Origin of the sequence: Burkholderia sp. GbtcB21, from assembly GCF_019091065.1 — a bacterium.
Lineage (GTDB): Bacteria > Pseudomonadota > Gammaproteobacteria > Burkholderiales > Burkholderiaceae > Burkholderia > Burkholderia pyrrocinia_C.
The window spans coordinates 863,740-888,713 of the sequence record NZ_JAGXKA010000001.1 but is presented as its reverse complement, the minus strand read 5'-3'; the positions used below and the strand labels follow the sequence as shown (position 1 = coordinate 888,713).

Genomic DNA, 24,974 nt, shown 5'->3' with positions numbered 1-24,974 from the left:
TGTCAGAAATGGCAGTCGGCCGAATCGGCCGGCACCGTTGAAACCGCTGAAGGGGACGGATAAGGTCGCGCGGGTTACGCCATCGCGAGCGCGTCGAGCGCTGCCGCGAGCGTTTGGGCGACGGACTGGCCCGACGTGTCGATGCGGCAGTGCGCGCAGGCGTGGTACAGCGATTCGCGCGCGTCGTGCAGCGCGGCGAGCGCCGCGCGCGGGTCGGCGACGTTCAGCAGCGGGCGGGACGCGTCGTCGCGCGTGCGGTGCCACAGGGTGTCGAGATCGCTCGCGAGATGGATCACGAAACAGCGCTGGCCGAGCCGGTCGCGCGTATCGGCTCGCAGCACGGCGCCGCCGCCGGTCGCGAGCACGAGCGCCGGCCCGCGCGTCAGCGCGTCGATGACGTCGGCTTCGCGCGCGCGGAAGTCGCCTGCATGGAATTGCGCCGCGACGGGCGCGCCGAAGCGGCGTTCGAGTTCGCGGTCGGCGTCGACGAACGGCAGCGCGAGCGCGCGGGCCAGTGCGCTGCCGAGGGTCGTCTTGCCGGCGCCGGGCATGCCGACGAGCGCGATGCGCGTCGGGCCGGCCTGCGGGCGCGGGCTCACAGGCGGCTCCGCAGCGACGGGGCGCGGCGCGTCACGGCGGCGATGCGCTGCATCCGGACGTAATTGGCGAGCGGGTCCAGCGCATCGGTGACGAAGGTGTGAGGCGCGCCTGGGGCCGTGTCCAGCGCGATGCCGGCGACCACGAGCGAGCCGTCACACAGTGCGTCGGTGAATGCGCCGATCCGGGCGCCTAGCGCCGGCGACGCAGCGCCGAGATCGGCGACGATGCGGCGTGAGCGCGGCCAGTCGACCGGCTCGGCCGCGCGTGCCGGCCAGCGCGCCAGCAGGCCGCCGGGCAGCGGCGTCGCGGCCCGTGCAGCGGACGTTTCGAGTACCCGCCAGGTCAGTGGCGCGACGGGCAGGCACGCGCGCCAGCGGCTATAGGCGGACGCCGCGGTGTCGCCGATCGCCACCGCCGGAAGCTGGAGCCGCGCGCAGCGCCGCAGCAGGCACGCGGTGTCGGCGGCATCCGGCGTGCCGCGCACGAACGGCAGCAGCTCCAGTTCGTCGTCGTATTCGGCGCGCAGCGCGCGCAGCCATCGCCCGGCGGCGAGTGGCAGGCAGCCCGCCGCGGCGATGCCGCACAGCACGAGCAGGCGATCGTCGCGACCGTCGCGAATCGCGAGCAGCCGGGCGGCGACGCGGGACGAAGCAGGCGCCGTCGTCATCACGCGGCCGGGCCGTCGGCGTGCCCGTCCGTCTCGCCCGCGGCACGCGGATAGGCGCCGAGGACGCGCAGTTCGGAAGCGGCGAGCGCGATTTCGTCGAGCGCCGCGCGCACGTTCGGATCGAGCGGGTGTCCGCCGAAGTCGATGCAGTACCGGTACGCATGGCCGGCCGCCCGTGCCGGGCGCACATCGACCCACAGCAGCGGTGCGCGGTGGTGGGCGAGCGCATCGAATATGCGCGCGAGCGCGTCGGGTGCATCGGTCGGCCGCAGCACGATGCTCGTGCGGTCCTGGCCGGTCGGGGCGGGCGTCTGGCCGCCGACGATCACGAAGCGCGTGCGGTTGTCCGGGTGATCCTGGATCGCGCGGGATACGATTCGCAGTCCGTAAAGAGCGGCTGCCGGTTCGCCGGCGATCGCCGCGCAGTCATACAGGTGCGCGGCCTCGCGCGCGGCCACCGCGTTGCTGGATACCGGGATGCGGCGCAGGCCGGGCGCATGCGCGTCGAGCCACGCGCGGCATTGCGCGAGCGCCTGCGGATGGCCGACCACGCTGTCGACGCCGGCGAGCGATCCGCTGGCGCTCAGCAGGCAGTGCGCGACCGGCAGTTCGATCTCGCCCGTGACGGGCGCCGCTTGCGCGATCAGCAGGTCGAGCGTGCGGGTCACGCTGCCTTCGGAGGAATTCTCGACCGGCACGACCGCACATTCCGCGTCGCCGCGCGCGAGCGCTTCGAATACCGCGTCGATCGTTTCGTGCGCCTGCCCGCGGGCGAATTCGCCGAAGTGACGCAGCATCGCGGCTTCGGTGTAGGTGCCCGACGGGCCGAGGAACGCGACCGACGGCAGCGACTGCGCGTCGCGGCTCGCGCGGAACAGCGTCTGCCAGATGGCTCTCAGGTCGCGGTCGCGCAGCCCCCACGGCGCGCGCGTGCACAGCTCGGCGACGATCGACGCTTCGCGGGCCGGCTGCCGCACCGCGAGCCCCGCATGCCGCTTGAGATGGCCGATTTCGGTCGCGTGAACGATGCGCTGGCCGATCAGCGCGAGAAGTTCGTCGTCGATCACGTCGATCTGCGCGCGGCGGCGCGCGATCGCATCGTCGACGGACGGCGGGGCGGCAAGCTCGGAAGGCGTCATGGCGTTTCGATCCGTGAAGTCGAGGAAACGGACGGGCGGCGTGCGGCGACGTGCGCGGCAGCGCCCGGCTGCACGCGCGCGACGGCGCGGTCGTATTCGGCTTCGAGCCGCTCGACGATCTCGGCGACGCTGAGCACCGCGTCCATCGCGCCGACGCCCTGGCCGGCCCCCCAGATGTCGCGCCACTGCTTCGCGCCGCCATCCGGCGAGAAATCGAGCTGCGCGCCGTCGACCCGCGCGAGACGGCGCACGTCGAGCCCGGCCGCTTCGATGCTCTGGCGCAGGTAGTTGCCATGGACGCCGGTGAACGCATCGGTGTAGATGATGTCGGCCGCGTTGGCTTCGACGATCGTGTCCTTGTATCGCTGCACCACGTTCGCTTCGTGCGACGCCAGGAAGCGCGTACCGATATACGCGAAGTCGGCGCCGAGCGCGCGCGCGGCGGCTATCGCGTCGCCCGTCGCGATCGCGCCGGACAGCGCGAGGAAGCCGTCGTAGAAGCGCCGCACTTCGGCGACCAGTGCGAACGGCGACAGCGTGCCGGCATGGCCGCCCGCACCCGCCGCGACGAGAACGAGGCCGTCGACGCCGGCCTCCAGCGCCTTCTGCGCGTGCCGCACCGTCGTGACGTCGTGCAGTACGATCCCGCCGTACGCGTGGATCGCATCGACGACGTCGCGCGACGGCGCGCGCAGGCTCGTGATCATCAGCGGCACGCGCCGGTCGATGCAGATGCGCAGATCCTGTTCGACGCGCGGATTCGACGGATGGCAGATGTGATTGACCGCATACGGGCCGACCGGCGCGTCGGGATGGGCGTCCCGGTACGCGCGCAGCGTGCCGTCGATGGTGTCGATCCAGTCGCCGAGCTGCGCGCTGGGCCGCGCGTTGAGTGCCGGAAATGCGCCGACGATCCCGCTCCTGCACTGGGCGAGCACCATCTCGGGATAGCTCGCGATCAGCATCGGAGACGCAATCACCGGCAGCCGGAGACCCTGCAGCGGAAGCGGAATCATGGTCGGGCTCCGGCTCGTCAGCGCGCGAGCGCCGCGCTGTCGCGCCGCTCGTCGAGGCGGCGGTGGAAGCCGTCGCGGCTGACGGCGCAGCGCGTATGCACGCCTTCGCCGACGACGCCCACCGCGTCGCGCACCTCGACCCGGTACGTCATCATGCGGCCGTCGACCTCGATCAGTTCGGCGTCGATCGTCACGTCCCATTCGGGCGGCGTCGGCGCGAGATGCTTGATCTCGAAGTTGTAGCCCACCGTCATCTGCCCGGCCGGCAGCAGATGGTCGGTCGCCTGCATGCAGGTCTGTTCGATGAAGATGATCATGATCGGGCTCGCGAGCGCGTGCGCTTCGCCTCCCCATTGATCGGCGAGCGAAATCGTGTCGACGCGGTGGGTGGCGCGGGCACGCAGGCCAGTCTGGATAGTCAAGGGCAGCTCCTGAAGGGGTGATGGAGGGGTGAGCGGTTACGCCGTGCGCGCCGTGGCGGCCGCGCGTCGTTGCATCTGGCTGAAGATGTTCCGGTAATGCATTTCCTCGGTGCCGCCGGCCGAGCCCATCGCGAGCGCGTCGGCGACGAAGGTGGCGAGCGGGCCGCGCCGGTAGCCGTCGCTGCCGTGAATCGCAAGCAGGTGCAGCGCGGCCTGCGCGAGATCGCGCGCGCCTGCGAGCTTCGCGATCGAGCAGTTCGCGAGCGCCTCGGGACGTTGCCCGACGAGTTGATCGAGCGCTGCGCGCGCCGTCCAGCGCGTGCGTTCGATGCCGACCTGGACGTCGACCAGCCGGCGCTGCACGTGCTGGTGGGTGTCCAGCGCGACACCGAGCGTCTTGCGGGCGCCGGCGCGCGCGAGCGCGTCGGCGAGGAACGGCTGGGTGACGTTCGCGCACAGCAGGCCGAACAGCGCGCGATTCATCGATGCGATGTCCATCAGCAGGAGCAGCCCATCGCCGGGCGCGCCGAGCAGTTCGTCGGCATCGACGTGCACGCCGGACAGCGCGAGATCGCCGATCGGAAGATCCGCGACGCCGAGCGTCGCCTGCGGGGCGCTGCGCCGCACGCCCGCGCGTTCGGGATCGATCAGCACCAGCGCGGTGGCCGGCTTGCCGTCGCCGGTCAGGGTCGCGACGATCATCATCAGGCGCGCTTCGGGTGCGTGGCTGATGTTGTACTTGTGGCCGTCGAGCCGGTAGTGGTCGCCGTCGCGCACGAGGCTGGTTTCGAGCGCGCGCACTTCGGTGCCGGTGCCTTTCTCCGAGATCGCCGTGGCGCCGATCGCGCCGGACAGCAGCGGCGGCAGATGCCGCGCGCGCTGCGCGTCGGAACCGTACGCGACGATTGCGCGAATCAGCGTCGCCTGATTGGCGAGCGCCATCGCGAAGCCGACGGAGCGCTGCGCCGCGGCGACTGCTTCGAATGCATCGACGAAGTCGTGCCACGTGCGCCCCGAACCGCCGAGTTCGCGCGGTACGGGCAGGCGCCACAGTCCCGCGTCGGACAATGCATCCCATGCATCGCGATGGAACGCACCGGAAGGGGCGGACCGTGCATGGCGTTCGGCGATGTCCCGGTACGTGGCGGTCGTCGTGGGCTGTGCTTCGCTGGCAGTGAGAGTCATGTCGGTGAGCGAGACCTTGCATGGATCGTGTCGCCAATCTAATGAAAAGCCCCCGGACGAGAAACTGTCAGTTATTGCACTTCGAGGCGGCGCGCAGCGGCGGATGATTCGAGCGTAATCGGCGATGCGACGGGCGGCGGGGCGCGATTGCCGAACGTGATCGTGACGCCCGTCGCGCACGGCGGCGCGAGCGATTGCTGTCGGACGACAACCGGACGACAACCGGACGATGGCGGTCACGCCGTGCCGTCGGCGGTGGCGTCATGGCGCTTCGATGACGGGAGATGATCGCGCGCCGGTCGGTGAAAGATCTGCCGCGCGTCGATCGTGATGGCGACACGATGTCGGGTTGCCGACGCTTCGTCGTTCAGGTCGAGTCGATTGATTTCGCATTGCAGATCATTTGGATGACGTGCGATGCGCTCGCGTCGGATTCCCGGCGCTCGTCGATGGAGCGTGCGACAAATGATTGGTCATACGATTCGGAAGGCCCGATCCCGTCGCTCCGACGATCGGCGAAATCATGTTCCGCCTTGCTCTCGTGAAATTGTCGTGCTAATTTTTCATGAAATTTCGTGGTGTGAATTTCACGGGAGTCCGCATGTTCGTGCAGTCCGACCGTCACGTCGCAAGCTACTACGCCGGCACCTACCCGGCGCCGATTCCGCGTCGTCCGGAACTGGACGAGCGTATCGACGCCGACGTGCTCGTCGTCGGCGCGGGCTTCAGCGGGCTGCATACGGCGTTGCGCCTTGCGCTCGCCGGCAAGCGCGTCGTCGTGCTCGAAGCGAGCCGTGTCGCGTGGGCCGCGTCGGGCCGCAACGGCGGGCAGGCGCTGCTCGGCTGGTCGTGCGACATGCAGCCGCTCGAGGATTCGCTCGGCCGCGACGGCGCGCGCCTGCTGTGGGACAGCATGCGCTGGGCGGCGGCCGAGGTGCGCGAACTGCCGGAGCGGCACGGTTTCGACATCGATTACCGGCCCGGCAGCCTGTGGGCCGCGGTGCGGCCGCGTCGCGTCGCGATGCTCGCGCAGGCCCGCGACGAAGCGGCCGAGCGCTGGGGCTACGACCGGCTGCGCGTGATCGGGCGTGACGAGATGCCCGAATGGATCGGCGGCACGCGTTATCTCGCCGCGCTCCACGATCCGGAGGCCGGCCACCTGAATCCGCTGAAACTCGCGCTCGGCCTCGCGCAGACGATCGAGCGCGCGGGCGGCCGCATCTTCGAGCAGAGCCGCGTGCTCGACTGCTGCGAGACGGCCGGCGGCCACATCGCCCGCACGGTGCGCGGCGCAGTGCGCGCGGACGTGCTCGTGCTTGCCTGTAATGCATACGTCGACCGGCTCGATCGCGATCTGGCGCGCCGGCTGCTGCCGGTCGGCACGTACCAGGTCGCAACCGCGCCGCTCGCGCCCGACGTCGCGCGTTCGCTGCTGCCGCAGAACAGTTGCGTGATCGACAACCAGTTCGTGCCCGACTACTTTCGGCTGAGCCCCGACCACCGGCTGCTGTTCGGCGGCGGCTGCACGTATCTCGGCGGCATCCCGGCCGATATCGCTGCGGCGACGCGTCCGCACCTCGAACGCGTGTTTCCGCAACTGGCCGGCGTGCCGCTCGATTACGCGTGGGGCGGCCACATCGACATCAGCATGCGCCGCACGCCGGACATCGGCCGCGACGGGCAGCGTTTCTGGCTGCAGGGCTTCTCGGGGCACGGCGTGCTGCCGACGCTCGCGGGTGCGCGCGCGGTCGCCGACGCCGTGCTCGGCGACGAGCGCCTGCTCGCGCAATACCAGCGCATTCGCAACCCGCGCTTCCCCGGCGGCGACCGGCTCGCCGCGCCGCTGGAGGCGCTCTGCAAGGCCTGGTACCGTTTGCGCGACACCGTCTGACCGTTTCGGAACTCATCATGAACGAACAGGAAGAGATAGAAAGTCTGGCGATCCTGATCCGCGACCTGCGCAAGCATCGCAAGGTCACGCTGAACGACCTCGCCGAGCGGATCGGCCGCTCGGTCGGCTTTCTGTCGCAGGTCGAGCGCGGGCTGTCGCGTCCGACGGTCGCGGATCTGACCGCGATCGGCGAGGCGCTCGGCGTGCCGACCACGTATTTCTACAGCCTGAGCAAGCCGCGCAGCGTGCCGTGGGTCACGCGGCCCGACGAGCGGCGTACCGTGTATTACGCGGCCGGCATTACCGACATCCTGGTGTCGCCGAACATGCGCTCGCGCTTTTCGGTTCTCGAAAGCCATCTCGCGCCGGGCGCGAGCAGCGGCGAGCGGCCCGTCGACGACAGTGACGAGCAGGGTGGCTTCGTGCTCGAAGGAGAACTGACGATCTGGATCGACGGCGACGACACGCCCGTCACGCTCGGCCCGAACGATGCGTTCCAGCTGCCCGCGCACAAGCGGTTCCGTTATGCCAACCTGACCGACGCGCCGACGCGCGTGATCTGGGTGTTCACCTGAGTCGTCGGCGGGGCGGGCGGTGTCGCAGGCCGCCGCGCCTCGCAGCATGTTTGCAGTACTGATTTAAAGCGGCATGCGTTGTCCCGTGTGTCGCATGAATCCGGTTCGCCGCGCCGCGGCACCGCCATACAAGACATGGAAAGGATGAGACATGGATGACGTCGTTCCCGCGCTGGTCGGTGAAGTCCGCGCATTCCGGCAGGCGCACCCCGAGATTCGTTATGTCGACCTGATCTGCCTCGACCTGCCCGGGCACTTCTATGGCAAGCGCTACCCGATCGATGCGCTCGAGAAGGTCGCGTCGGGCTCGCTGCTGAAGCTGCCGCAGAACTGCGTGCTGCTCGGCACGCAAGGCGGCCTCTACAAGATCGGCGACTACTGCTTCAACGACGGCGACCCCGACGCGCCGCGCCGCCTGATCCCCGGCACGCTGAAGCCCGTGCGCTGGGAGCGGCAGCCGCTCGCGCAGATGCTGATCAGCTCCGACGGCACCGATGCGCCGATCGAGTTCGAGCCGCGCGAGGTGCTCGCGCGCGTGCTGCGGCGCTTCGCGGCGCGCGGCATCCGGCCGGTCGTCGCGTTCGAGCTCGAGTTCTACCTGTTCGCCGCGCAGCTCGCGGAAGGGATGCCGCAGTACCCGCGCGATCGCCTGAGCGACGACCGCGACGATCAGCCGAACATGCATATCGAGCGCCTGTCGCGCTTCTCCGACGTGCTGCACGAGATGGTCGAGGCCGCGTGCGAACAGGGCGTCGATGCGACGGTGATCACCGCCGAGCTCGGGCCGGGCCAGTTCGAGATCAATTTCGGTCATACCGACGACGGGCTGCGCGCGGCCGACTGGTCGGCGCTGTTCTGCCGCAGCACGCGCGGCGTCGCGTTGCAGCACGGCTATCGCGCGAGCTTCATGGGCAAGCCCTACCTGCATGCGCCGGGCAGCGGGATGCACGTTCACGTGAGCCTGTACGACGACGCGGGGCGCAACCTGCTCGCGGCGGACGGGGAGCGGCCGCTGCGGCATGCGGTGGCCGGATGCCTCGCGCTGTTGCCGCATTGCATGCCCGTGTTCGCGCCGAATCACAACGCGTTCCGGCGCTACGGATCGATGGTGAACGCGGCGAGCCGCGCAAGCTGGGGTTTCGAGGATCGCGATGCGTGCATCCGGATTCCCGAGTCGGATGCGCGCAACCTGCGGATCGAACACCGGCTCGCGAGCGCGGACGCGAATCCGTATCTGGTGCTCGCGGCGATCCTCGCCGGGATGGAGCACGGGCTCGATGCACGGATCGAACCGATCAGGCCGCTCAACGAGGATCGCGGCAGCGGGATCGATTTTCCGAAGGAGATGCTGTCGGCTGTCGCGGCGATGCAGGATTATCCGGCCGTGCGCGAAGGGCTCGGCAGCGAGTTCGTGATGGTGTATTGCGAGAACAAGCGGCAGGAGGAGCTGGATTTTCGTAATGAAATCGGCGCGCGGGAGTATCGGTGGTTTTTGTGATTGCCGTGCGCGTCGACGAAGCAAACTAGGGAAGTGCGCGCCAATAGCGCACTTCCTCGATCGGTGTACCGTCGATCTCGAACGTGTTGATGTCGTATTCGGCGACAAAGCCCTCGCGTTCATAGAATGCTCTTGCACGACGGTTTTCGACGAGTACCCAGAGCGACACCCATGCATGGCCCGCGTCATGCAGCGATCGGCATGCATGCTCGACCAGCGCCGCGCCGATGCCTTGCCCGCAATGCGACGGGTGCAGATAGATCGCTTCGATTTCTCCCCACGCGCGATCCTTGTCGGTGTCGCGCGTCGGACCATAGGCGATCCAGCCTGCCGCGTCATTGCCCGTGAATGCGAGCGCGACGCGTGGGCGGCCGGCGTCGAGCGCACAGCGCCAGAAGGTCGTGCGTTTTTCGACCGAGAGGCCGGCGAGGAACGGGGCCGGCATGATGTCCGTGTAGGTCGCCTGCCAAGACGCGACGTGGATGTCGGCAATGGTTGCGGCATCGGCGGACGTGGCAGCGCGGATGTCGATCGTTGTCGTATTCGGTGTCATGCGTGTTCCGCCTGATCGAACGATTCTCGATGCGCAGCGCATGCCGTGCCGCGAACCGCTTCGCGACACGGCACTTGCGAAGCGCTTACTCGCCGAGCTTCGACGCCACGCACCCCGTGCTCGTGCATTCACGCTCGCGCTCGCGCAGGAACGACAGTCGCGACTGCGTCATGTCGTTCGCGCACTGGATATCCACGAGGTAGCTGTTGTTGCGCGTCTCGCTGCACTGGGCATCGCGTTGCTTGAGCCACGCGAGCTGGCCGGCCTTCAGCGTGGCCTGCTGGTCGCCGCTCAGTTGCTTGCGCAGACGGCCGTACTCGTCATTCAGATCGCGATCGGACTGCGAGAACTGCGTGCTGGTGCAGTACACCTGGTCGAACGCGCTGCGCGGCTTCCCGCAGCCGGCCGCGTGTGCGGCGAACGGAACGGCGAGCGCGAGCAGCGCGCAGGATGCGAACAGATTCTTCTTTTTCATTGTGATGCTCCTGACTGGGTGAAAACCGTTGAGCCCGATGGGCGATATCGTCACTTCGGCGCCGTGCATGCGTCGATCCCGCCCGCGATCGCGGCGGACAGGCGCTGGATCGTCCCGCGTTGCGCGAGCCGTGCTTCCTCGTCGGGATTGACAATCACGCCGGCCTCGACGAGCACGGCCGGAATCGGCGCGGTGCGCAGCACGACGAGATCGTCGAAGCGGTGGATGCCGAGTTGCGGGTCGATCAGCGGGCGATTCTCGCCGCGGATCGGCTGAGCGTGATACAGCGACGGCCGTTCGCCTGCCGCGACCAGTCGTTCGCCGATCGCTTTGGCGCAGCGCAGGCTTTCCGCGTAGTGCGGATTGCGCTCCGACACGAACACCGAGAAGCCGCGGAATTCGCGCTGCCGGCCGGCGTCGATGAATTGCTGCTGCATCGAGTCGTGATGGATCGACACGAACAGGTTCGCGTCGGGCGCCTGCGTCGAACGCTGGTCGAGCGCGATCTCGCGGCCGTCGGCCGACGTGCGCCGCACGCGGTCGCCGTGCGCGGCGAGCTTTTCCGCAACTGCGGCGGACAGATCGAGGTTGTACAGGTATTCGACTCGGCCGCTCGCGCCGGTGGAACCCGGGTGAGCCGGCGTATGGCCGGTGTCGACGACGATGTAGCGCGAGGATGCGGGCTCGGTGCCTGCGGTGTCGGCCGCATGCAGCGCCGGCGGCGCGCCGAGCAGCGGGGTGCACGCGAGTACGCGCGCGGCGGCACGCACGAACGGGCGAAGGCGTCGAATGGTTCGGTTCGTCATTGTTGTTGTCGAGGAGGGCATGCGGCGCGTCGCACGGCGCGGCACCGTCGGCCTGCTCAATGCAGTCGGAATGTCGCGCGATTATAGCGGGTGATGGCGGCGCCGCAATGACGAATGGCGACCGTCAGGCAAGCACGCGCCGGGCCGCGAGCACGCCCCAGTACGACGCTTCCTCGAACAGCGATAGCCCGGACAGGTCAGCGTGCGCGAACACGACGGGGCCGTCGGCGTCGCGCAGCGCGAGCAGCCCCGGCCGGCTCAGGAAGCCGACGTCGGGTGTCGCCATCGCATGGCCGCGCACGGTGATCTCGAGCGCCGTCGCGTGTTTCCACAGCTCGCGCCCGTAGACAGCCTGCAGGTCGATCGCCGCCTGTTCGCGCAACGCGTCGGGCTTCGCCTGCGCGAGCCAGCGGCGCGTATCGTCCGGCGCTTGCGTGCTCAACGCCTGATATGCGGAGAACACCGAGCGCGTCGGCGGCGACATCCGGATCAACTGGTGCGTCGACACGACATAACCGAGCCCCGTGCCGTCGTAGACGACGTTGTCCCACGCGAGCGGCACGCCCGCTTCTTCGGCCGGCATGCCGTCGAGCAGGAAGTTGGACACCAGCCACGGCGCGCGCGGCGGCAGGTCGCGCGCGGGTTCGAAGCCGTACGCGGAAAGCTGCGGAAACACGCGCGCGGCGACGAACAGCGGCATCGCGCACACGACGCGACGCGCCTTCAGCGTGAACGTCGACAGCGCGCCGTCGTCGCCGATGCGCGCGCACAGCACGTCGACGCCGCCCGCGCGTTCGGCCGCGCGCACCGCGAAGCCGTCCCGCGACCACGCATTCGAGCCGGTGCGTGCGGTGATCGAATCGGCCAGCTTCGTCACCATCGTGTGCAGCCCGTCGGGCCAGGTCAGCACCGCGCCGTCGCTCGCGTCGCCTGCGTGGCCGCCGCGCGACGAGAAATAGTGCAGCCCCGCCCATGCGGACACGGCCTCGTATCCTGCACCGTAGTCGTCGCGGCAGCAGTAGTTCAGGTACCAGTGCAGCGCCTTCGCGGTGTAGCCCTCGTCGAGCAGCCATTGGCGGAACGAGCGCCGATCGAGCGCGCGCCAGCGCGGGTCGCGCGACGATTCCGCGATCGGGATGCAGAACACCTTGCGGCCGTCGGCACCGCGCGCACTGCGCAGCCCGTCCGTGTACGCGAAGAAGCGCGCCTGCTGCGCGAGTTCGTCGGCGCCGAGGCCGGCCGCCGGCACGATGCCGTCCTGCCACTGCCCGGCGATGAAAAGCCGTTCGTCGGGCGCGTGCACGAGCGCACGCTCGTCATACATGGGGCGCGCGGACAGCGGTGCGGATTCGATCACGCCGAGATCGGCGAGCATGTCGCGCAGATGCGAGGATTCGAGCGACGGCAGCGGCAGGTAGTGCGCGCCTTTCGGATAACCGAGATCGCCGAAGCGGCCGCCGGCCGCATTGCCGCCGAATTCGGGGCCCGCGAGCACCGCGAAGCGCTTGTGGCCCGCGCGTGCGAGCTGCCATGCGCACGACAGCCCGGCCGCGCCGGCGCCGAGGATCGCGACGTCGGTTTCGATCGTGCCGGACGGCGGCGGCAGCGCGGCATGGTCGCGCAGCGCATGGCCTTCGCGCATGCCGGGATAGCCGACGCGCGGCGTCGTCTCGATCCAGCCGGTGCGGCCGCATGCGGCGAGCGACGCGGCCGCCGACGCGACCAGGAACGTGCGGCGGTCCATCAGCGCAGCACGTGCTTCCAGTCGTCGTCGAAGCGGCGCACGAGCGGCTGGTCGTTGAGTTCGTTCGGCGACATCGGCAGCGCCGGCATGTCGGCCGGGAAGTGGAACATCTCGGCGGCCGTCTGCGCGTCGAGCCAGCGCGTCGGCACCGAGTAGTGCGTCGGCACCGTGAAATCGCGGCGCTTGCCGGCGATCACGAAACCCCAGTCGCCGAACGACGGCACGTAGCAGTGGTACGGCCACGTGTTGAGCCCGGCTTCGTGCAGCGTCGCGATGATGGTCCAGTACGCGTGCGGCGCGAAATACGGCGACGTCGACTGGATCACCGCGTAGCCGTTCTCCGACAGGTGGCGCGCGAGCAGCCGGAACACCGGCACCGAATACAGGCGGCCGAGCCCGAAGTTGGTCGGATCGGGAAAGTCGACGACGATCGCGTCGTACACGTCGGTGTTCGATTCGAGCCAGCGCACTGCGTCGTCGTTGATCACCTGCACGCGCGGATCCTTCAGCGCGCCCTGGTTCAGCTTGACGAGCGGCGCGGACGTCGAGAACAGCTTCGTCATCGCGGGATCGAGATCGACGAGCGTGATTCGTTCGAGGTTGCGGTGCTTGAGCAGTTCGCGCACCGCGAGGCCGTCGCCGCCGCCGAGCACGAGCACGCGCTTCGCCCACGGCAGCGCGTCGATCGTCGGATGGATCAGCGCCTCGTGATAACGGTGCTCGTCGCGCGACGAGAACTGCAGGTTGCCGTTCAGGTACAGCCGCATGTCGTCGTGCCACTGCGTGAGCACGATGCGCTGGTAGGGCGTCGTTTCCGAATAGATCGTCTCGTCGCCGTACACGCCGTGTTCGGCCCAGTGCGTGATGCGGTCCGACAGCGCGAAGCCGGCGACGAGCAGCCCGATCACGAGCGCCGCGCGCATCAGCTTGCCGCGCACGTTGCGGATCTCGTCGCGGAACAGGTGCGTCGTCCACAGTGCGACGAATGCGTTCAGGATCCCGAACAGGAAGCTCGTGCGCAGCAGGCCGAGACGCGGCGCGAGCACGAGCGGGAAGATCAGCGACACGGCGAGCGAGCCGAGATAGTCGAAGGTCAGCACTTCGCTGACGGTATGGCGGAACGCCTGGCGCCGCTGCTGGAATGCGCGCATCACGAGCGGGATCTCCATCCCGATCAGCAGGCCGAGCGCGAGCACCAGCGCATAGAGCGCCGCGCGGAACGGCGCGGCGAGCCACGCGAACACCGCGAACAGCAGCGCGGCCGACACGCCGCCGAGCAGGCCGACGAGCAGTTCGATGTCGACGAAGCGGTCGAGCACGTCGTCGTCCTCGACGAACTTCGCGAGCCACGAGCCGATCCCCATCGCGAACAGGTAGCAGCCGATCACCGACGAGAACTGCAGGATCGAATCGCCGAGCAGGTAGCTCGACAGCGCGCTGCTGATCAGTTCGTAGCCGAGCCCGCACGACGCGAGCACCAGGATCGACAGGACGAGCGCACGCTTATGCAGCATGGTGCGTCCGTTGTGCAGCGGTCGGCAATGTGGATATACTGGCGCGGATTTTCGTGGGTCGGCCATTGACGGGCCGGCCGGCGACGGGGCGGCGAACCGAGCACAAAATCCGAGGGAAAGAATGAATAGTGCCTATCTTTATGCGGTTCATTTACTGTCGGCGTTCGTGCTGCTTCTCGTGTTCGCGGCAGTGTACCTGAAGGTCACCCCGTTCGACGAACTGGCGCTGATCCGCGACGGCAACGCCGCCGCGACGCTGTCGTTCGGCGGCGCGCTGATCGGTTTCTGCCTGACGCTCGCGTCCAGCATCGCGCACAACTCGACGCTCGGCGCAGTCGTGATCTGGGCCGTCGGCGCGATGATCGTGCAACTGATCACCTATGCGGCGCTGACGCGCCTGATACCCGGCATGAATCATGCGATCGAGGATCGCAACGTCGCGATGGGCGGCCTGATGGGCACCGCGTCGCTCGTCGTCGGCATCATCAATGCCGCCTGCCTGACCTGACGCGCCACGCGTCCGAGGAGACCGACATGAGTCTGGGTTCATTCATCCGCAAGCAGTTCATCGACGTCCTGCAATGGACGGAAGACACCGACGGCGTGCTGGCATGGCGCTATCCGATGGAAGACCAGGAAATCCAGTACGGCGGCAAGCTGACCGTGCGCGAAACGCAGGTCGCGATCTTCGTGAACGAAGGCAAGATCGCCGACGTGTTCCAGCCGGGGCTGTACACGCTGGAAACGAACACGCTGCCGGTGCTCACGTACCTGAAGAACTGGGACAAATTCTTTCAGTCGCCTTTCAAGTCGGACGTCTATTTCTTCAGCACGCGGCTGCAGCTCGGCCGGCGCTGGGGCACCGCGCAGCCGGTGACGATCCGCGACCGCGAATTCGGCTTCGTGCAGGTGCGCGCGTTCGGCATCTACTCGTACCGGATCGTCGACGCGGCCGCGTTCCACCGCGAGGTCAGCGGCACGCGCGCGCAGTACACGGTCGACGATCTCGAGCAGCAATTGCGCAACCTGGTCGTGACCGCGATGAGCACGACGTTCGGCTCGGCCGACGTGCCGTTCGTCGACATGGCCGCGAACCAGTCGCTGCTGTCGCAGCGCATCGCCGACGCGCTGGTGCCGGTGTTCACGCGCTACGGCCTGGCGCTCGATGCGTTCGCGGTCGAGAGCGTGTCGCTGCCGGCCGAGCTGCAGAAGGCGCTCGACCTGCGGATCGGCGCGGGGATGGCCGGCGATCTCGCGCGCGCCACGCAATACCAGACCGCGCAGGCGATTCCGCTGGCCGCGCAGAATCCGGGCGGCATCGCCGGTATCGGCGCGGGGCTCGCCGCGGGCGCGGCGATCGGGCAGGCGATGGCCGGCCAGATCGCGGGCGCCGCGCAACCGGCGCCGGCTGCACCGCCTGCTCCCGTCGCAGCGCCGGTGGCTGCCGCTCAGCCGGCCGCGCCGGCCGACGGCACCGATTACGTGCAGCGGCTCGAACAGTTGAAGGCGCTGTTCGACAAGGGCCTCGTGACCGAAGACGAATATTCGCGCGCGAAGGCCGAGATCCTCGCGAAGCTCACGCGGTAAGCGTCGCGCATGTTCAGTACTTCGTGCCCCCAGTGCGGCGCGCCGGTCGAGTTTCGCTCGGCGGCGGCGGTGATGGCCGTCTGCGCGTTCTGCCGCAGCACGCTGCTCAAGCGCGGCACCGACGTCGAGCGCATCGGCGAGCTTGCCACGGTGCTCGACGATGCGTCGCCGATCCAGATCGGCACGGCCGGCCGCTACGGCAAGCGCATGTTCACGGTGCTCGGGCGCATCCAGATGACCTACGACGCCGGTGCGTGGAGCGAATGGTATGTCGTGTTCGACGACGGCGCATTCGGCTGGCTGTCGGATGCGTCGGGCCAGTACGCGGTCACGGTGCGCGAGCCCGACGATGCGTCCGGCGGCGCGTGGCCCGCATTCGGCACGCTCGAACCGGGCATGCGGATCGACCACGGCGGCCGCGCGTATCTCGTGTCCGACGTGCGCACCGCGCGCTGCACGGGCGGCGACGGCGAGCTGCCGTTCCGCGTCGATGCCGGCTGGGAGGCGCGCGTCGTCGATCTGCGGACCGGCAACGCGTTCGCGACCTACGATTATTCGGATGCCGATTCGAACGGCGGGAGCCCGGCCGTCTATTCGGGCGAGGCGCTGGAATTCGATGCGCTCGCGTTCACGGGGCTGCGCGATACGGAAGCCGATACGCGCGAGAAGCGCGGCGCGGAGATGGTGCCGTTCGCGTGCCCGAGCTGCGGCGCACCGCTGTCGTATGCGCCGAACGTGGCCGATTACGTGGTGTGCGGCAGTTGTCACGCGGGCGTGCAGTGCACGGCCGAGCAGCAGACCGTGTTCGCGGCGCAGCGCAAGCTCGAAGCGGTGAAGGGCGCACTGGAGCTCGGCGCGATCGGCACGTTCGACGGCGTGAAGTACACGGTGATCGGCATGATGCGCTGCCGCGTGCCGGGCGACGACGAGACGTGGGACGAATACCTGCTGCTGAACCCGAAGCGCGGTTTCCTGTGGCTCGTGCAGAGCGAAGGGCGCTGGGAGCGCGTGCAGGTGCTCGATCATTGGCCGACGATCGGCAGCGAGTCCGACGTGGCCGACGGCGGCAAGACCTACCGCCTGCGCGAGGAATATGAATCGGAGGTCGTCTACGTGGTCGGTGCGTTCAACTGGCGCGTGCAGGTGGGCGATCGCACGTCGATCATCGACTACGGCTGGCAGAAGGACAAGCTGACGCGCGAGCGCAGCGCTGCGGAGATCGTGTGGTCGCGTGCGCGGCCGCTGTCGGGCAGCGCGCTCGCCGAGCGCTTCGGCACGCCGGCGCTCGCGACGGCCGCGGCTGCGGCCGCAACGGGCGCCGCCGCGTCGACGGGCCTGTTCGGCGGCAAAGGCCCGCACAGTTTTGCGCCGCTGCCGTGGGTGTTCAGCGCGCTGCTCGTGATCTTCAACATGGGCTCGCTGTTCTCGTTCAGCAGCCGCTCCGTCTACGTGCTGGTCGGCCTGATGGTGCTGTGGGTGCCTGAATGGCTGTGGAAGGGCTTTGCATCGGACGGGGGCAACTCGTGATCCGGTACATCCTCTACGGCGTCTACGGCCTGATCGTCGTCACGCTGTTCAGTTGCGCGTCGATCGGCGGCAGCGGTTCGGGCGGTGGCGGCTGGGGCAGTTCGTCGGCGCGCAGCGGCTACTCGTCGTACGGGTCGCACAAATGACCGCACGCGACGGGATTGCACCGCCGAGCGCGACGCTCGGCTCGCATGTGCTGGCCGACCTGGCCGGTATCGATGCGGCGCTGCTGCGCGACGCCGCACGGCTCGAAGCGATCCTCACCGAAGCGGCGCAACAGGCAGGCGCGCGCGTGATCGGCGCGCACTTCCATCATTTCGGCGGCGAGCATGGCGTGACGGGCGTCGTGCTGCTCGCCGAATCGCACATCACGATCCATACGTGGCCCGAGCATCGCTTCGCGGCCGTCGATGCGTTCATGTGCGGCGCGGCGCGTGCGGCCGATGCGGTCGATGCGATCGCCGCCGCGCTCGGCGCCCAGGCGCAGGCCCGGCAGCAGGTGGCGCGCGGCGCTGCATCGACCTGAGCGGGCATTTAACGAGGACGTGTCCTCATCGGGTTGGAGCAGTGGCTGCTACGCAGCCGTCACGTAATGCCGCGGCGCGCGGTTCGGGAAGCTTCGAGCCCGCGCACCGCGCGATCGCGGCGCAATCAGCGATTGATCTGGTCCGCCGAGATCAGTTCGGCCACCAGCACCTGCGCCGGCCCCTGCAGGTAATACTCGTGCTCGAGCGGTTCCCGCAGCTTCATGAACGTTTCAGAACCGACCTGCATCGTCTCGCCCGCATGCATGCGCGCACCGCTTTCCAGCAGGTAGTGCATCACGTTGTTGAAGATGCCCGAATAGCGTTCGCCTTCGTGATGGCCTTCCGTGAGCGCCGCAAAATCGGGCAGGCCGAACACGTCGGCGCCATAGGTGCGCATCCACACGCCTTCGACGCCTTCGACCTCGTATTTCACGAAGCCGCAGAAGAACAGGTTCAGCGGGATCCCGCGCAGCACTTCGAGGCTTTCTGCGCCGAGTTCCTTCGCATCGAAGACACCGGCCGGCAGCGACGTGTGTGCGTGTTCGTTCAGCACCGCGAGGCCGTTCTGTTCGGCCAGCGCGCCGGCGACGGCCGCCAGCGCGACATACTGGTCGAGCGGATCGGGTTCATGTCCGGCGTAGTAGAGGATCACGTGGCTGCGGCTCGCGCGCACCTGCTGCTTCAGGTCCTGCCCGTAGTGGGCGGGCGCGACGCATGCTTCCAGCGCGTCGGACGGATAGGGCGCATCGAAGCCGACCAGCCGGACGACGTGGTTGCCCCAGCCGGCGAGCCCGAATACCTGCTCCAGCGTGGGCTCGGTTTCGACACGCGCGTGCTTCATGCTCGGATGGTACGCACGCAGCGCGGCCGTCAGCGAAGCGATATCGACTTGCAGCGGCCCGTCGAAGACGACCGTCACGCTCAGCGGATGCTCGACGTCGGACGCAGCGACCAGTGCGGCGGGGTTTTCGGGTTCTTCCTTGCGGCCAAAGAATCGGGATATCAGGCTCATTGGATTGTGTTTGTATCGATGCCGTTTCAGGGAGGAGTGCCCTGTTCTCTCGGTCAGGGCTCGCCGTCAGGGTGACGGCCGCCCGTAGTTTCCCCGGGTTCGGCGAATCTGGCAAATACCCGATGAAGCGGCCATGGCGGGTTCGAACGTATCCGGAGGGAGACGGCGCAGACACGCCGGACAGCACGGCAGTGCGTATCAGCGCGGCAGCGCTTCCGCTTCGGCCCAGCGCTTGAACGAATCGAGACGCCGGCGCGTCTGCACGAGATAGAACGCGCCGATCAGCGGTTCGAGCAGCCAGCGCAGCCAGGACGGCTGAGCGCGGAAGTTGTACGTGAACTTCACTTCGGTCGAACCCGGTGTGTGTTCGGTGAAGTTCCAGCTGCCGCTGAAGCGTTCGAGCACCTTCGGCCCGTCGACCATTTCGACGGCAGCGACCTGCGGCGGGCGGTACGAGATGTAGCGCGACACCATCGTCGCGCCCGACTGGCTGCGGCAGAACGCGTCGACGCCGACGTCGGCCGTCGTTTCGTCGAGCAGATAGGCGTCGACGAGGAAGCTGTCCCACACGAGCCGCCGCGCGTAATCCTGCGACCACGTGAAGAGGCGTCTGCGATCGACGCCGACGGTCCGGCTGACTGAGATCCTCATGATGGCGGGCGCAATGGTGCGGATTGGGATGAAACCGAGTGTACCCCGCCAATACCGCGCATTTCGTCAGACTTGGTCAAGTCGAGCGTGTGCTCGATTGACGCACTCCGGGATTTCACCTAGGATTCATTCCAACCCTTCGGGAAAGACCCGAAGCGTTTCAATCTCTTGAGGGAGCCTCATGAGTACGCAACAGAACCGGCGCTTCGACGCGCTCGTTTTCATTGGTCGTTTCCAGCCTCCGCATCGTGGTCACCTGAACGTGCTGAAGTCGGCACTGAGCCGGGCCGAGCGCGTGTGCGTGCTGATCGGGTCGACCGACAAGCCCCGCACCATCAAGGATCCGTTCTCGTTCGACGAGCGCCGCCAGATGCTGGCTTCGCTGTTCGACGCGTCCGAGCGCGACCGCGTGACGATCGCGCCGTTGCAGGATTCGACGTACAACGACGGCGACTGGGTGCGCTGGGTGCAGGACGCCGTCGCGTCCGCGCTCGGCGAAGTCGCGCAGCGCAAGGTCGGGCTGATCGGCCATGAGAAGGACGCCACGTCGTATTACCTGCGGATGTTCCCGCAATGGGAGCTCGTCGACGTCGATGCGACCGAAGACATTTCCGCCACCGAGATCCGCGACCAGTATTTCGCAGAACGCACCAACAGCTTCGTGCAGTGGGCCGTGCCGGAACCCGTGTTCGGCTGGCTCGAGCGTTTTCGCACGCAGCCGGAATTCGCGCAACTGAAGTCGGAAGCCGAATTCATCGCCGCGTATCGCAAGGCATGGGCGGCCGCGCCGTATCCCGTCACGTTCGTGACGGTCGACGCGGTGGTCGTGCACTCGGGTCATATCCTGCTCGTGCGCCGCCGCAGCGAACCGGGCCGCGGCCTGTGGGCACTGCCGGGCGGGTTCGTGAACCAGGACGAGCGGCTCGATGCGGCGTGCATTCGCGAGTTGCGCGAGGAAACCGGCCTGAAGCTGCCGGAGCCCGTGCTGCGCGGCTCGATCAAGGATCGGCAGGTGTTCGATCACCCGACCCGCTCGCTGCGCGGCCGCACGATCACGCACGCGTGCCTGTTCAATTTCCCGACCGGCGAGCTGCCGCGCGTGAAGGGCAGCGACGACGCCGACAAGGCACGCTGGGTGCCGCTCAACGAATTCGCGCAGATGCGCAACGTGATGTTCGAGGATCACTTCGACATCGCGTATCACTTCCTGGGGAAGCTGTGATCCGCTGATTCCCCGCATTCCGGTCCGCCGCGACAGACGCGGCGGCACTTCAACGGCCTAGAGGAGCTCTAGCCATGCAAAACGATCCCGGCGGCTTTGCCGCGGTTCTCGCCAATCCGATCCTCAACACGGATTCGTACAAGGCTTCCCACTTCCTGCAATATCCGCCCGACGCGTCGGCGATGTTCTCGTACGTCGAATCGCGCGGCGGCCGCTACGACCGCACGCTGTTCTTCGGCCTGCAGATGCTGCTGAAGGAATATCTGTGCAAGCCGGTCACGCACGCGATGATCGACGATGCGCGCGATTTCTTCACGGTGCACGGCGTGCCGTTCAACGAAGCAGGGTGGCGCTACATCGTCGAACGCTACGACGGCTATCTGCCCGTGAAGATCCGCGCAGTGCCGGAGGGTTCGGTCGTGCCGGTGCACAACGTGCTGATGACCGTCGAATGCGACGATCCGCAGGTGTTCTGGCTCGCGTCGTATCTCGAGACGATGCTGTTGCGCGTCTGGTATCCGGTGACGGTCGCGACGCGAAGCTGGCACCTGCGGCAGACGATCCGCCGTTTCCTCGAAAGGACCGACGACGATCTCGCGCAACTGCCGTTCAAGCTGCACGACTTCGGCGCGCGCGGCGTGTCGAGCGCAGAGTCGGCCGCGATCGGCGGCGCGGCGCACCTCGTGAACTTCATGGGCTCGGATACGGTGCTCGGTGTGCTGGCCGCGAACCGCTTCTATCGCGAGCCGATGGCGGCGTACTCGGTGCCGGCGGCCGAGCACAGCACGATCACGTCGTGGGGGAGGGAAGGCGAGGCCGATGCGTACCGGAACATGATCCGCCGCTTCGGGCTGCCCGGCGCGATTGTGTCGGTCGTGTCGGATTCCTACGATCTGTTCGCCGCACTCGATCTGTGGGGCGGCGAACTGCGGCAGGCCGTGATCGATTCTGGCGCGACGCTCGTCGTGCGTCCCGATTCGGGTGATCCCGTGAAGATCGTGATGCAGACCGTGCGCGCGCTCGACGTGTCGTTCGGCTCGACCTTGAACGGCAAGGGGCGGCGCGTGCTGAACCGCGTGCGCGTGATCCAGGGGGATGGTGTCGACGAGTTGTCGATCGACGCGATTCTTTCCGCGCTCGACGACGCGGGTTATGCGGCCGGCAATGTCGTGTTCGGCATGGGCGGCGCATTGCTGCAGCAGGTGAATCGCGATACGCAGCGCTTCGCGATGAAATGCTCGGCGATCCGGCGCGATGGCGTGTGGCACGACGTCCGCAAGGATCCGGTCACCGATCAGGGCAAGCGCTCGAAGAAGGGGCGGCTCACGCTGCTGCGCAATCGCCGCACCGGAGAGTATCGGACGACGACACTGCCCGTTGCGTGGGACGATCGGGCGCTGGAAGGCGAATGGGATGAGGCGCTCGAAACGGTGTTCGATACGGGGCGGTTGCTGGTCGATACGACGTTTGCCGAGGTGCGGGCGAGGGCGCACGCGGGGGAGGTTTGAGGTAGAGAGCGGGGTGGCGCGAGGCGTTCGTGTCACCCTGACGCTGGCGAGATCGGTGGCGGCTTCGTCGAAGGCGGTCAGGGTCGACGGATTGCCCGGGATGTCGGTGTGATGCGAGGATCGTCGCAAAGATGCCGGCATCCGTCTTTACACAGCGGAACCAGTGTCAGTCCGATCTGAAGATAACCCTCGTAGCCGGCGCTGTCTTTCGGATACGGTTTCGAGATCATGTGTGTGTCCGACCATATGTTCTCGTCCTTGATGCCGAGCTGGACGAGATATTCCCTCAGATTGGCCGCTCGATGCAGCGCAAGCGCTTGTGGGTCCCTTTCACCGACATACGCGCCGGCTGAGATGATGCCGCGGATGTCGGCATCGGGCCACTGACGGGCGCGGATAACCATGTCCGCAATCTTGACTCGATCCTCATTTGGAATGTCGGAAGAGTTGAGCGGGACACTGTCCAGCATGTCTTCGGAAACGGTACATGCCGCGAGCGGCGGCGAAAATGCCAGGCATAACCCGAGCGCGATGCTCGTCAGATGCGCGAGAGATCTCACCACAGGACCCTGTCGTCAAAGAATGAAATATAGCAAGCGAGGCTGTCGGCGTTATTGATCGCCAGATCCCGATGATCTCGTGCCCAGTATTTAAGGCCGGTCCCGAATCCGTAGATTTCGTCGTTCGAGTCGAAGGTGTCGACGTAGTGCGTACACTCGTGAATCAGGACCTTCAACTTGCAATTGGAAGAGAGTCGAGCGTCGGGAAGCGTGCAGAAGTGTGGATAGATTGCGATGATTCGCTTGTCCGAATCGGGTTTGCATACGGCGGCATCGGCGATTCCGTTGTCGGGAAACACAGTACACGTGATGTTTCGCTGTTTCTGCTCGTCCCACCGGATGACATCGATCAGTTTCCCGAATGCCTTGTTCGACATGTTCTCGCAGATCGGTGTCAGGTCGAGGTCGATAACATGAACGGATCCTGGCGTCGTGTTCGTGTAGGTGGTCCCGACGAAAACCCATTCGTCGTCTTCGTCTTCGGCAGCGTCGTGTGAATTCAGAATCCCGTTCATTCGCTCGATAGACCCGGCAAAAAGTTGGGGGAAACTATCGGCTGTCGAGGGCACGCTCGTCTATGGGATGAGTATGATTTTTCGATCCGTCGTCCGCGTGCCGGAGGGATGACGTTTCGGATGCTGAACGCGGCTGATCACCAAACTTCTCGATAATCGTCTGCGTGTCAGTCCGTCATCACGGCTCTCCAGCCAGCAAGCGTCCGCCCGCATCCGCCTGCACGCGCGCGTGCTCCGCCGCCCGCGCCGCCTCCATCGCGCGCGCAAGCGCATCGAACACCGCCGGCCCCTTGCAGCGCGACACGTTGAAGCGCAGGTACGACGTTGCGCTGCGCGACACGCTGAACACGTTGCCCGGCGCCAGCACGACGTCGCGGTCAAGCGCGTGGCGCGCGACGCGCGCGGCGTCGAGCCCGTCGGGCAGTTGCGCCCACACGAACAGGCCGCCGCGCGGCTCCGTCCAGATTCCGAGCCCCGCGCGCGAGAGGCACCGGATCGTCTCGCCCATCGCGTCAGCAAGACGCGCGCGCAGGCTGTCGAGGTGACGCCGGTACGTGCCGTCGATCAGCAGCCGGTGCACGACGTTCGCGCCGATCTGCGCGTTGCCGAACGACGTCGCGAGCTTCAGGTCGACGAGCGCCTCGATCCATTCCGGGCGTGCGGCGACGTAGCCGCAGCGGATCGCGGCCGACAGCGTCTTCGAGAAGCTGCCGATCGACACGACGCGCGACAGCCCGTCGAATGCCGCGAGGCGCGGCGCGGGCGCGCTCTCGAAATCCGCGAAGATGTCGTCCTCGACGATCAGCAAGTCGTGCTCGGCCGCGAGCGTCAGCAGCCGGTGCGCGACGGGCGGCGCGAGCGTCGCGCCGGTCGGGTTGTGCAGCGCCGCGTTGGTGATGTACAGGCGCGGCCGGTGCTCGGCGAGCACCTGTTCGAAGCGCACGAGATCGGGCCCGTTCGGCGTGTACGGGACGCTGACGATCCGCGCGCGATGCGCGCGCAGCAGCGCCTGGAAGTTGAAGTAGCACGGATCGTCGAGCACGACCGTGTCGCCCGGCTCCAGCAGCAGGCGACATACGAGGTCGAGCGCGTGCGTGCCGCCGTCGGTCAGCATGATCTGCGCGGGTTCCGCGTGGACGCCGTGCTGCGCGAGCCGCCACGCGAGCTGCTGACGCAGCGCGGGCAGGCCGAGCGGCGTCGCGTAGTCGGTCAGCGCATCGGATTCGTCGCGCGACACGGCGCGCAGCGCGCGGCGCAGGCTCTCGTCGGGCAGCCACGACGACGGCAGCCAGCCGCAGCCGGGTTTCACCGTCGTCGGCGCCGCCTCCAGCGACTGGCGCGACAGCCACAGCGGATCGAGTTCGCGGTCGAGGCGCGGGCCGAGATCGGCGAGCGCGAGCGGCGGTGCGTGGCCCGACACGTAGAAGCCCGAGCCGCGCCGCGCGACGAGCACGCCTTCGCTCGCGAGCCGCTCGTATGCATCGACGACCGTCGATTTCGACACGCCGAGCGCGTCGGCCATCATCCGGATCGACGGCACGCGCGCGCCGGGCATCAGCGCGCGGCTCGCGATCCGCACGCGCAACGTATCCATCACGGTTTCGACGCGCGTGCGCGACGGCGCGGGCGGAACGGGAATCGGGGCGGAATGGTTCATGGCGAAGAGTGAACTGTACGGCCGGTTGTCCAGTACAGTTTGTCCGGATTGTATTGGGGTGTAGCTTACGCGTTTTTCGCGGGCGGCGGATCATCGTTCATCCACCTTTCCCCGTTCAGGATT

27 protein-coding genes are annotated in these 24,974 nt (G+C 67.7%); 11 read left to right on the top strand and 16 right to left on the bottom strand.

What is annotated here, in order from left to right; genetic code table 11:
• Positions 1-74: 74 nt before the first annotated feature.
• The 6 genes from KVT39_RS03990 to KVT39_RS03965 are packed head-to-tail and all read right to left on the bottom strand — an operon-like array spanning position 75 to position 5,029.
• A complete protein-coding gene (locus KVT39_RS03990) occupies positions 75-599 on the bottom strand; it encodes a shikimate kinase (protein ID WP_207921126.1) in 525 nt (174 codons plus the stop codon).
• A complete protein-coding gene (locus KVT39_RS03985; RefSeq protein WP_217587887.1) occupies positions 596-1,267 on the bottom strand; it encodes a hypothetical protein in 672 nt (223 codons plus the stop codon). The genes KVT39_RS03990 and KVT39_RS03985 overlap by 4 nt, the downstream gene beginning before the upstream one ends.
• Entirely contained in the window at positions 1,267-2,406 is a 1,140-nt protein-coding gene (gene pheA, locus KVT39_RS03980; protein ID WP_034180562.1) for a prephenate dehydratase, read from the bottom strand. The genes KVT39_RS03985 and pheA overlap by 1 nt, the downstream gene beginning before the upstream one ends.
• Positions 2,403-3,422 (bottom strand): nitronate monooxygenase family protein, encoded by a 1,020-nt coding sequence (locus KVT39_RS03975; RefSeq protein WP_217587886.1) that lies wholly within the window; start codon positions 3,420-3,422, stop codon positions 2,403-2,405. Before KVT39_RS03975 ends, pheA begins: the two co-directional genes overlap by 4 nt.
• A 17-nt stretch (positions 3,423-3,439) precedes the next feature.
• Positions 3,440-3,844, bottom strand: coding sequence for a thioesterase family protein (locus KVT39_RS03970; RefSeq protein ID WP_034180561.1), 405 nt, complete (start codon positions 3,842-3,844; stop codon positions 3,440-3,442).
• Between the two features lie 36 nt (positions 3,845-3,880).
• The gene (locus KVT39_RS03965; protein ID WP_217587883.1) at positions 3,881-5,029 is read right to left on the bottom strand and encodes an acyl-CoA dehydrogenase family protein; all 1,149 of its coding nucleotides are present in this window, start codon (positions 5,027-5,029) and stop codon (positions 3,881-3,883) included.
• Between the two features lie 284 nt (positions 5,030-5,313).
• Between KVT39_RS03965 and KVT39_RS03960 the strand changes: the two genes are divergently transcribed.
• From KVT39_RS03960 to KVT39_RS03945, 4 genes are all read left to right on the top strand, one after another.
• Positions 5,314-5,574, top strand: coding sequence for a hypothetical protein (locus KVT39_RS03960; protein ID WP_034180559.1), 261 nt, complete (start codon positions 5,314-5,316; stop codon positions 5,572-5,574).
• Between the two features lie 56 nt (positions 5,575-5,630).
• The gene (locus KVT39_RS03955) at positions 5,631-6,920 is read left to right on the top strand and encodes an FAD-binding oxidoreductase (protein ID WP_217587881.1); all 1,290 of its coding nucleotides are present in this window, start codon (positions 5,631-5,633) and stop codon (positions 6,918-6,920) included.
• Positions 6,921-6,937: 17 nt separating this feature from the next.
• Positions 6,938-7,495, top strand: coding sequence for a helix-turn-helix domain-containing protein (locus KVT39_RS03950; RefSeq protein WP_034180557.1), 558 nt, complete (start codon positions 6,938-6,940; stop codon positions 7,493-7,495).
• A 151-nt stretch (positions 7,496-7,646) separates the two neighbouring features.
• Positions 7,647-8,993, top strand: a complete 1,347-nt coding sequence (locus KVT39_RS03945) for a glutamine synthetase family protein (protein ID WP_217587878.1) — start codon at positions 7,647-7,649, stop codon at positions 8,991-8,993.
• A 25-nt stretch (positions 8,994-9,018) separates the two neighbouring features.
• On the opposite strand, the gene KVT39_RS03940 is transcribed toward KVT39_RS03945, so the two are convergent.
• The 5 genes from KVT39_RS03940 to KVT39_RS03920 all read right to left on the bottom strand — a co-directional run bounded on the left by KVT39_RS03940 (position 9,019) and on the right by KVT39_RS03920 (position 14,085).
• On the bottom strand, positions 9,019-9,546 hold the full coding sequence (locus KVT39_RS03940) for a GNAT family N-acetyltransferase (protein WP_217587876.1): 528 nt from the start codon (positions 9,544-9,546) through the stop codon (positions 9,019-9,021).
• A gap of 85 nt (positions 9,547-9,631) precedes the next feature.
• Positions 9,632-10,021 (bottom strand): lysozyme inhibitor LprI family protein, encoded by a 390-nt coding sequence (locus KVT39_RS03935; protein ID WP_034180554.1) that lies wholly within the window; start codon positions 10,019-10,021, stop codon positions 9,632-9,634.
• Positions 10,022-10,071: 50 nt separating this feature from the next.
• Positions 10,072-10,827, bottom strand: a complete 756-nt coding sequence (locus tag KVT39_RS03930) for an N-acetylmuramoyl-L-alanine amidase (protein ID WP_217587874.1) — start codon at positions 10,825-10,827, stop codon at positions 10,072-10,074.
• 124 nt (positions 10,828-10,951) lie between these two features.
• The gene (locus KVT39_RS03925; RefSeq protein ID WP_217587872.1) at positions 10,952-12,571 is read right to left on the bottom strand and encodes an NAD(P)/FAD-dependent oxidoreductase; all 1,620 of its coding nucleotides are present in this window, start codon (positions 12,569-12,571) and stop codon (positions 10,952-10,954) included.
• Complete coding sequence (locus tag KVT39_RS03920; RefSeq protein WP_217587870.1) at positions 12,571-14,085, bottom strand: polyamine aminopropyltransferase; 1,515 nt, start codon at positions 14,083-14,085, stop codon at positions 12,571-12,573. The genes KVT39_RS03925 and KVT39_RS03920 overlap by 1 nt, the downstream gene beginning before the upstream one ends.
• A 121-nt stretch (positions 14,086-14,206) precedes the next feature.
• Here KVT39_RS03920 and KVT39_RS03915 point away from each other — a divergent pair, with 121 nt between their 5' ends.
• Genes KVT39_RS03915 through speD form a run of 5 tightly spaced genes read left to right on the top strand, consistent with a single transcriptional unit; the run spans position 14,207 to position 17,725 of the window.
• Positions 14,207-14,593 (top strand): DUF350 domain-containing protein, encoded by a 387-nt coding sequence (locus KVT39_RS03915; RefSeq protein WP_034180550.1) that lies wholly within the window; start codon positions 14,207-14,209, stop codon positions 14,591-14,593.
• Between the two features lie 26 nt (positions 14,594-14,619).
• Positions 14,620-15,672, top strand: coding sequence for an SPFH domain-containing protein (locus KVT39_RS03910; protein ID WP_034180549.1), 1,053 nt, complete (start codon positions 14,620-14,622; stop codon positions 15,670-15,672).
• Between the two features lie 9 nt (positions 15,673-15,681).
• Positions 15,682-17,199 (top strand): DUF4178 domain-containing protein, encoded by a 1,518-nt coding sequence (locus tag KVT39_RS03905; protein ID WP_217587868.1) that lies wholly within the window; start codon positions 15,682-15,684, stop codon positions 17,197-17,199.
• Entirely contained in the window at positions 17,196-17,345 is a 150-nt protein-coding gene (locus KVT39_RS03900) for a hypothetical protein (RefSeq protein ID WP_153489189.1), read from the top strand. The genes KVT39_RS03905 and KVT39_RS03900 overlap by 4 nt, the downstream gene beginning before the upstream one ends.
• Positions 17,342-17,725, top strand: a complete 384-nt coding sequence (speD, locus tag KVT39_RS03895; protein WP_034180547.1) for an adenosylmethionine decarboxylase — start codon at positions 17,342-17,344, stop codon at positions 17,723-17,725. The genes KVT39_RS03900 and speD overlap by 4 nt, the downstream gene beginning before the upstream one ends.
• Before the next feature lie 125 nt (positions 17,726-17,850).
• On the opposite strand, the gene KVT39_RS03890 is transcribed toward speD, so the two are convergent.
• Both KVT39_RS03890 and KVT39_RS03885 read right to left on the bottom strand, forming a co-directional pair.
• Positions 17,851-18,738 carry a DUF4261 domain-containing protein gene (locus KVT39_RS03890; protein WP_217587867.1) on the bottom strand — a complete coding sequence of 296 codons (888 nt, stop codon included), beginning with the start codon at positions 18,736-18,738 and terminating at the stop codon, positions 17,851-17,853.
• Positions 18,739-18,936: 198 nt separating this feature from the next.
• The gene (locus tag KVT39_RS03885; protein ID WP_034180545.1) at positions 18,937-19,389 is read right to left on the bottom strand and encodes a type II toxin-antitoxin system RatA family toxin; all 453 of its coding nucleotides are present in this window, start codon (positions 19,387-19,389) and stop codon (positions 18,937-18,939) included.
• A gap of 181 nt (positions 19,390-19,570) precedes the next feature.
• Here KVT39_RS03885 and KVT39_RS03880 point away from each other — a divergent pair, with 181 nt between their 5' ends.
• Together KVT39_RS03880 and KVT39_RS03875 are read left to right on the top strand one after the other, a co-directional pair.
• Positions 19,571-20,611: a bifunctional nicotinamide-nucleotide adenylyltransferase/Nudix hydroxylase gene (locus tag KVT39_RS03880; protein WP_034180544.1), complete on the top strand. Its 1,041-nt coding sequence runs from the start codon at positions 19,571-19,573 to the stop codon at positions 20,609-20,611.
• A 74-nt stretch (positions 20,612-20,685) separates the two neighbouring features.
• Positions 20,686-22,119 carry a nicotinate phosphoribosyltransferase gene (locus KVT39_RS03875; protein WP_217587865.1) on the top strand — a complete coding sequence of 478 codons (1,434 nt, stop codon included), beginning with the start codon at positions 20,686-20,688 and terminating at the stop codon, positions 22,117-22,119.
• A gap of 77 nt (positions 22,120-22,196) precedes the next feature.
• Here KVT39_RS03875 and KVT39_RS03870 read toward each other — a convergent pair whose 3' ends face one another.
• From KVT39_RS03870 to KVT39_RS03860, 3 genes are all read right to left on the bottom strand, one after another.
• Positions 22,197-22,682 (bottom strand): hypothetical protein, encoded by a 486-nt coding sequence (locus KVT39_RS03870; RefSeq protein WP_131948443.1) that lies wholly within the window; start codon positions 22,680-22,682, stop codon positions 22,197-22,199.
• Positions 22,676-23,194, bottom strand: a complete 519-nt coding sequence (locus KVT39_RS03865) for a M35 family metallo-endopeptidase (RefSeq protein ID WP_217587863.1) — start codon at positions 23,192-23,194, stop codon at positions 22,676-22,678. Before KVT39_RS03865 ends, KVT39_RS03870 begins: the two co-directional genes overlap by 7 nt.
• Positions 23,195-23,372: 178 nt before the next feature.
• The gene (locus KVT39_RS03860; RefSeq protein WP_217587861.1) at positions 23,373-24,851 is read right to left on the bottom strand and encodes a PLP-dependent aminotransferase family protein; all 1,479 of its coding nucleotides are present in this window, start codon (positions 24,849-24,851) and stop codon (positions 23,373-23,375) included.
• Between the last annotated feature and the right edge of the window lie 123 nt (positions 24,852-24,974).

Bases quoted from the DNA above. Each gene is read 5' to 3' on its own strand.
- KVT39_RS03905 (WP_217587868.1), top strand. From the start codon at position 15,682: ATGTTCAGTACTTCGTGCCCCCAGTGCGGCGCGCCGGTCGAGTTTCGC.
- KVT39_RS03910 (WP_034180549.1), top strand. From the start codon at position 14,620: ATGAGTCTGGGTTCATTCATCCGCAAGCAGTTCATCGACGTCCTGCAA.
- KVT39_RS03945 (WP_217587878.1), top strand. From the start codon at position 7,647: ATGGATGACGTCGTTCCCGCGCTGGTCGGTGAAGTCCGCGCATTCCGG.
- KVT39_RS03915 (WP_034180550.1), top strand. From the start codon at position 14,207: ATGAATAGTGCCTATCTTTATGCGGTTCATTTACTGTCGGCGTTCGTG.
- KVT39_RS03960 (WP_034180559.1), top strand. From the start codon at position 5,314: ATGATCGCGCGCCGGTCGGTGAAAGATCTGCCGCGCGTCGATCGTGAT.
- KVT39_RS03885 (WP_034180545.1), bottom strand. From the start codon at position 19,389: ATGAGGATCTCAGTCAGCCGGACCGTCGGCGTCGATCGCAGACGCCTC.
- KVT39_RS03880 (WP_034180544.1), top strand. From the start codon at position 19,571: ATGAGTACGCAACAGAACCGGCGCTTCGACGCGCTCGTTTTCATTGGT.
- KVT39_RS03955 (WP_217587881.1), top strand. From the start codon at position 5,631: ATGTTCGTGCAGTCCGACCGTCACGTCGCAAGCTACTACGCCGGCACC.
- pheA (WP_034180562.1), bottom strand. From the start codon at position 2,406: ATGACGCCTTCCGAGCTTGCCGCCCCGCCGTCCGTCGACGATGCGATC.
- KVT39_RS03950 (WP_034180557.1), top strand. From the start codon at position 6,938: ATGAACGAACAGGAAGAGATAGAAAGTCTGGCGATCCTGATCCGCGAC.
- KVT39_RS03890 (WP_217587867.1), bottom strand. From the start codon at position 18,738: ATGAGCCTGATATCCCGATTCTTTGGCCGCAAGGAAGAACCCGAAAAC.
- KVT39_RS03940 (WP_217587876.1), bottom strand. From the start codon at position 9,546: ATGACACCGAATACGACAACGATCGACATCCGCGCTGCCACGTCCGCC.
- KVT39_RS03865 (WP_217587863.1), bottom strand. From the start codon at position 23,194: ATGAACGGGATTCTGAATTCACACGACGCTGCCGAAGACGAAGACGAC.
- KVT39_RS03860 (WP_217587861.1), bottom strand. From the start codon at position 24,851: ATGAACCATTCCGCCCCGATTCCCGTTCCGCCCGCGCCGTCGCGCACG.
- KVT39_RS03875 (WP_217587865.1), top strand. From the start codon at position 20,686: ATGCAAAACGATCCCGGCGGCTTTGCCGCGGTTCTCGCCAATCCGATC.
- KVT39_RS03935 (WP_034180554.1), bottom strand. From the start codon at position 10,021: ATGAAAAAGAAGAATCTGTTCGCATCCTGCGCGCTGCTCGCGCTCGCC.
- KVT39_RS03925 (WP_217587872.1), bottom strand. From the start codon at position 12,571: ATGGACCGCCGCACGTTCCTGGTCGCGTCGGCGGCCGCGTCGCTCGCC.
- KVT39_RS03975 (WP_217587886.1), bottom strand. From the start codon at position 3,422: ATGATTCCGCTTCCGCTGCAGGGTCTCCGGCTGCCGGTGATTGCGTCT.
- KVT39_RS03930 (WP_217587874.1), bottom strand. From the start codon at position 10,827: ATGACGAACCGAACCATTCGACGCCTTCGCCCGTTCGTGCGTGCCGCC.
- speD (WP_034180547.1), top strand. From the start codon at position 17,342: ATGACCGCACGCGACGGGATTGCACCGCCGAGCGCGACGCTCGGCTCG.
- KVT39_RS03985 (WP_217587887.1), bottom strand. From the start codon at position 1,267: ATGACGACGGCGCCTGCTTCGTCCCGCGTCGCCGCCCGGCTGCTCGCG.
- KVT39_RS03965 (WP_217587883.1), bottom strand. From the start codon at position 5,029: ATGACTCTCACTGCCAGCGAAGCACAGCCCACGACGACCGCCACGTAC.
- KVT39_RS03920 (WP_217587870.1), bottom strand. From the start codon at position 14,085: ATGCTGCATAAGCGTGCGCTCGTCCTGTCGATCCTGGTGCTCGCGTCG.